We start from the raw sequence: 4,674 nt of genomic DNA on the forward strand, positions 1-4,674 counted from the left end.
CGGCCATGGCGGTGGAGCGCCTGCAAAGCAAAGGGGCGCGGCATGTGCAATTGCTGATCGGGGACGACAGCACCACCAACTACCACAACATCGTCACCTCTTTTCACCGTGCCGCGGCGCGCGCCGGCATGGAGGCAAGTGTGCTCGAGGGCACCAAGATCGGCAGTCCCGCCGACATGCGGAAGCTGGGCCTCGATCTGGCGCGGCGCGCCGACCGGCCTGACGGCATCATCTCCGACAGTGAAATGCGCACCATTGCGCTGATCGGTGGCATGCAGGAGGGCGGGTTGCGGGTGGGGCACGATCTGCAACTGATCTACAAGCAGACTTCGGGCATCCTGCCGACGCTGTTTCCAGCGCTCGACAGCATCCGCGAGGATGTTTTTGATGCCGGAGTCGAGCTGACCCGGCTCCTGCTCCGGCGCATCGACGGCGCGGCGGCAGCGGAGTTGCAGACCCTCGCCGAACCGCAGCCGCAGTGGCGCAGCTGAGCCGAAGAAATATTTAAAACTGGCGCTATTCACGTTAGCCCGTATGGTTAATAAAGGGTTTAGATTGAGCCCTTCGCCCACCCGCAGCAAAGCTCTCAACCGATCGGAGAGCAAAGATGCACAAGCGGAACTGGTGGTTAGCGGTGGTGGTTGTCGCAGCCGGGTTGCACCCCGTCGCGGCGCAGAGCGCGGACTGGCGAAAGGTGCAGCTGGATGGCTGGCAGTTCAGCGTGCCGGTATCATCCCAGTGCACCCGCGAACCGAGCACGCCCTATAGCGTTGAATTGGTGAGTGCCGCCGAAACTGGCCTTTGGTGCGGCGGACGGCTCGCCTGCACGCTCAACAACCGCATGATCCTGGTGCAGCAGGGAATGAGCCGGGACATGCAGTCCATGGTCATCGCCCACGAAAAAGCGCACATCAACGGGTGCCATCACCCGGAATAAAAAACGCCCGGACTGGCCGGGCGTTGAAGGAGATTTTCTGAAAGCTTCGGCTTATCCGGCCGAGCCGACGGGGAAAGCGTCGAGCTGATCGGAGTCGATGGCGGCGACCACCTGCGTGCCCACCACGAAGTTGGCCTGGCCCGCCTGTGCGGCGACAACGATCTGGGTGATGATGTTGAGCGCATCGGGCGTACCCTGCTGGATGAGATTGGCCAGCTGCGCGATGGGCATGGCCTGCCCGGCGATCAGGATCTGGGTAACACCGAGCGCCTGCAGCCGCAGCAGCAGAGCTTGCGCATTGGCGAGGCGACCCGCGCTGATTTCCGCCTGAACGCTCTGCAGAAGCATGGCAGGATCAACGTCATAGCTCATGGCCGGAAGGTTTGACGCGGTCAGCATCGCCGCAGTTGCGATCGCCACGCCCAGCTTGCGAAGGTCAGTTTTCTTCATAATTCACTCTCCTATTGGGGAGTGATATAGCGGGGTTTCACGGTCCCGCCGAGCGAAGAGCGGAGACGGAGTTTCTCCCTTCTTTAGCCGATATTCGCAATTTTACGGATCAGCAGTTTCGGTCATAAACTGCTCAGGTCACACGATTTCCAAACCAACCGAAACGGCGAACAGCGCGTCCTGGACCGGCTCGAACCGATCGGCGGAACGACCGCTGCGGTTCGGCACGTAAACCGTCCGGCAGCGGTCCCGCCCATGCAGCAAGGCCACCGCAATCGAAACTGAATCCTCGTCGGCAAACAGCTCGGCATTGGTGAAATAGCTGCCGGTCACGTGCCCGGAAGAGCTGCGTGTGTCTTTTGAAACGAAGTCGCCCGACCAGGTGGTCTCGCTATAGGCGACGGTATCGCCGGGGCGTTGCGCCGGCGCGTGGCGTTCCAGCGTGGCGCGCTCGGCGAAAATATCGACCTCGCCCACCGCTAAGGCGCGCAGGTGCCCGTCCACGCCAGCGATATTGGTGCTCGGGCCCAGCAGTGTCCGTATGGCATCGGCATAGTCGTTTCCGATACGCATGCCGACGAACTCGAAATGATCGCCGCAATAGCCTGCCGTCAAAATGGCGCAGGCCAGCGGCAGGCTTTGCGCCTTGGTGTCGATATCCTGCTTGCGGAACACGATCGATCGCACCAGCGGGTAGGCATCGGTGTAGCAATTGCTGGATAGCTCGATGCGGGTTTCGCCCAGCGCTTCGTCGACAACGGCTTGGTAACGCATCAGTGGGCCCGTGCGGTTAAAGTGAGTTCGCTGCGCTGGCCGTTGCCGGCCACCTGGTGGAAGCGCAATCCGGTGCGCTGCTCGAGATCGAAGCGGAAGCGCTGCAGCTCCTCGTAGCCTTTGATGGAGGGGGTGAGCAGCGAATAGACACGGCCGCGTTCACCGAAATCGGAGAGGATCGACAGCGATTGGCTCATCAGCGAGCGCCCGTCGAACTGGGCCAGCGCCACAAGCAGGGTCGAGAGGTCCTCGTGCTCGTCGGACTGGAGCACGCGCTCACCGGACTTGGTTTCGATGTTCTTCCAGTTGAACGCGATGTTGCGGTCGATTTCGGCCTGCCGCACCGAAGTCATCAGGGCCGGCATGCCGATCAGGGCTTCCACCGCCTTTCTGACCCGCTTGGCGCGCTTGAGGCCCTGGAGCGGCACGGAGCAGAAGTAGATCGGCTGGTTGAGGCCGGCCTGGCGCGTTGCCAGTTCGCCCGGCACGATATCGAACAGCTGTTCGAGCAGTTCCTGGTTGAATCGTGCCGCGGGCACGGTGGTATCGTTGGCTGCGCCTTCCAGTTGCAGCATGCGCGAGGCCGAGGGGCCACTCAATGCCGATATCGGCACGTGGATCTGCCATTGTCCGGCATAGTCCGGGATCTTTTCGGCCAGCGTATCGAACGACATCTGGTTGCGGCAGTAGACGTCCTTGTCGTGCTCCTTGGCCGCCTGCTCGAGTGCGCCCTGCCTGTTCCAGCTGTAGGTGCCAAGCGCCCGCAAGCGCGCCGTGGCGCCGTTGCTGACCTGGTTGGCCTGACCGGTGATGGTCACATTGGCCGAGTGGTAGCGGCGCAGCATCAGATAGCTGTTGGTGTGGCCGATTTCGAAACCAAGAACAGCCATGCGCAGGGCAAGGTCGAGGTCCGAGCCCAGGGCAAAGCTTTCGTCATAGGGCACGGCGCGCATCACGTCGGTGCGGTAAAGGCTTGCCGGGTGGGCGGTAATCTTGCCGGTGCCGCGCAGCAGGGTGGCTGCGGTCCGGTGCTTGCCGCCGTTGCGCTCGATGATGCCGGTGTGCTCGTCGAAGTCGATCCAGCCGCCATGGGAGCCATGGAGCATGCCATCGCCCTCGAACACCCGCAGGTGGTCGGCCAGTCGGTTGGGCAAGGCAATGTCGTCGTCATCGACGACGCAGATATACTTGCCTTTGGCAAGGCTCGTGATGATGTTGCGGGCGCCTGGGATGGAGGGCCGCTCGGTGACTTCGAGATGAAGCCGCTGCGGCCAGCGCAGCTTGCCCAGCGTTGCGCGCAAGGCATCGACCTCTTCGGGCGGTGACCCGTTGTCGACCACGACGATCTCGAAGTCCTCGTCGATCTGCCCGCGAAAACTATCGATCGCCTCGCGGATCATGCGGTCGCGGAACGGACGCGCGGTCGTGGCAACGGCCAGGGTCACCAGCGGCGCCGTGGCAATCACGGCGGGCGCCGCGATCTGGGCGAAGTTGGAGTGGCGGAAAGCCGTCGAGCGCAGGATGCTCTTGTCGGTTGAAGCGATCTTCTGGTTTTGCTGCCGCTGGCTCAGGACGCCCGTCGCCGCGTGTGAGGGCGGATGCCAGACGTGAAAGATATGGAGCCGGTTGCGGTCGGCCCACTGGATCTTGCCGCCGCCGCGCCGCACGCGCTCGGCAAAGTCGTTGTCCTCGTTGCCCCAACCGGTAAACCGTGAGTCGAAGCCCCCGATATCCTGCCAGGTCTTCTTGCTGAAAAACACCAGCCCGCCCTGCCCCCACTTGGCGCGCAGGCGGCCGAGCGGGTGCTCGCCTCGGGCGATCGCATCAGATGCGTCGGCCACGCTGAGCGACTGGTGAAGATCTGTTGCCTGGCAAACACCCAAGCCGAAGTCACCGGCTTTCAGTCCCTCGACCATCTTACCGAAGGCGTCAGCGCTGTCGGGCGAAATCAGGATGTCGGCGTCGGTCTTGGCCACAAGGTCATTGCTGGCCAGCAGCACGCCGGCATTGATCGCCTCGGCCAGGCTCCAGACCTTTGCCTCGAGCCGCACCAGCCGCACCATAGGATTCACGTTCGCGGGCAGGGCGATCGGCTCAGCCGAGCCAAAGTCTATGACGATGATCTCGTTGAGCAGCGGCGAGCCGAGCGCCACGAAGCTGCGCAGGCAGGCTTCGATCCGCTCCGCGGGCCAGTCGCGGACAGGCAAAATGAGAGTCAGCATGGTAAGGCTCTGAAAAGAGGGATCGGGCAATATTGGCATCGTGTTTACACCTATAAGGCCCGCTTCATGGTTAATGATCCTCTAAGAGCGCAGCGATGAACGTCTGCTTCGTTCCGGAAAACCAGCCAGCGCGGATCGGGCAGCGGCGAGCCGATATCGTGGTGATGACCGAAGATGGGGACACCACCACCGAGCGCATATCCTTCAGCGTTCCCAAGGACTTCTTCGTTCATGGCGACAGTCTTGCCACGGCTCTCGCCACCCTCTGCGGCAAGACATATCGGGGGATAC

Annotated in this window: 6 protein-coding genes; 3 read left to right on the forward strand and 3 right to left on the reverse strand. The window is 62.6% G+C overall.

Features of this window, described 5'->3' with window-relative positions; genetic code table 11:
- Positions 1 to 491 (forward strand): substrate-binding domain-containing protein (locus tag AC5JLB_RS13740; RefSeq protein ID WP_495874395.1); only part of this gene is annotated, 491 nt, incomplete at its 5' end.
- A 116-nt stretch (positions 492 to 607) separates the two neighbouring features.
- Entirely contained in the window at positions 608 to 937 is a 330-nt protein-coding gene (locus AC5JLB_RS13745) for a hypothetical protein (RefSeq protein WP_495874396.1), read from the forward strand.
- 51 nt (positions 938 to 988) lie between these two features.
- On the opposite strand, the gene AC5JLB_RS13750 is transcribed toward AC5JLB_RS13745, so the two are convergent.
- The 3 genes from AC5JLB_RS13750 to AC5JLB_RS13760 form a co-directional block, all read right to left on the reverse strand.
- Positions 989 to 1,387 carry a hypothetical protein gene (locus AC5JLB_RS13750; protein WP_495874397.1) on the reverse strand — a complete coding sequence of 133 codons (399 nt, stop codon included), beginning with the start codon at positions 1,385 to 1,387 and terminating at the stop codon, positions 989 to 991.
- A gap of 138 nt (positions 1,388 to 1,525) precedes the next feature.
- Positions 1,526 to 2,161 carry a hypothetical protein gene (locus AC5JLB_RS13755; RefSeq protein WP_495874398.1) on the reverse strand — a complete coding sequence of 212 codons (636 nt, stop codon included), beginning with the start codon at positions 2,159 to 2,161 and terminating at the stop codon, positions 1,526 to 1,528.
- Positions 2,161 to 4,383: a glycosyltransferase gene (locus AC5JLB_RS13760; RefSeq protein WP_495874399.1), complete on the reverse strand. Its 2,223-nt coding sequence runs from the start codon at positions 4,381 to 4,383 to the stop codon at positions 2,161 to 2,163. Before AC5JLB_RS13760 ends, AC5JLB_RS13755 begins: the two co-directional genes overlap by 1 nt.
- Positions 4,384 to 4,478: 95 nt before the next feature.
- On the opposite strand from AC5JLB_RS13760, the gene AC5JLB_RS13765 reads away from it, so the two are divergent.
- On the forward strand, positions 4,479 to 4,674 hold a 196-nt coding region (locus AC5JLB_RS13765; RefSeq protein ID WP_495874400.1), incomplete at its 3' end, for a hypothetical protein.

Source organism: Myxacorys chilensis (genome assembly GCF_059505265.1).